Origin of the sequence: Erythrobacter epiphyticus (assembly GCF_034653295.1) — a bacterium.
In the GTDB taxonomy this organism is placed as follows: Bacteria; Pseudomonadota; Alphaproteobacteria; order Sphingomonadales; family Sphingomonadaceae; genus Erythrobacter.
The window spans coordinates 1-815 of the sequence record NZ_JAYEEU010000020.1 but is presented as its reverse complement, the minus strand read 5'-3'; the positions used below and the strand labels follow the sequence as shown (position 1 = coordinate 815).

Annotated in this window: 1 protein-coding gene; it reads right to left on the bottom strand. The window is 67.2% G+C overall.

Annotated features, from left to right (window positions below; all coding sequences use genetic code 11):
* Nucleotides 1-643: Mur ligase family protein (locus SOQ14_RS14220; RefSeq protein WP_416232769.1), on the bottom strand; the 643-nt coding region annotated here is incomplete at its 3' end.
* Nucleotides 644-815 lie beyond the last annotated feature (172 nt).

Here is an 815-nt window from a genome sequence, read left to right as displayed (position 1 = left end):
CCGCGAAATAGTCCTCCATCGTGCCGTGGTAATCGAGATGATCGCGGCTGAAATTGGTGAAAGCGCTGGCCGCAACCGGCAAGCCTTCGCTGCGATACTGGGCCAGCCCGTGGCTCGATGCTTCATAGGCGACATGGGTGACGCCTTCCCGCGCGAGGCCCGCCATATTGCCCAGAAAGGTCACGATATCCGGCGTCGTCAGCCCGGTCGCCACACTGCCATCGGGCGTGGTGACCCCGAGCGTGCCGATGCTGGCCGCGCGCTCACCGCACATGCGCCAGATCTGACGGGTCATCTCGACGGTCGAGGTCTTGCCGTTGGTGCCCGTCACCGCCACCAGCACAGCCGGCACTGGCTGGAAGAACCCGGCGGCAAGGCGGGCGAAGGCCCGGCGCGGCTCCGGGTCTGCAATGTGGAGCGCGCCAGCAACCGCCGCTTCCGGGCGGGCCACTACTGCCACCGCGCCCGCTTCGACTGCGGCGGGGATGAACGCCTCGCCATCAAACTTTGCGCCTTGGAAGGCGCCGAACACGGTGCCGGGCGCAACCTTGCGGTGATCGATGGCAAAGCCCGTCACCACCACGCCATCGGCGCCAGCAGGGGCAGGCAGCGCCGCCTGATCGAGCAGATCGGCCAGTGTCACTTGGGCCCCTCCACCAGATAGCGCAGATCGGAAATATCCACGTCGCGGCGGGCATCAGGCAGCACGTCGCGCTTGAGGCTCTCGGCTGCGTCGATCACCTTGGCTTTGCGGGTGGCGCGCAGCAGCGCCCACACCGCGATCGCCAGAACCAGCACCCCGATCAGGATGAAGG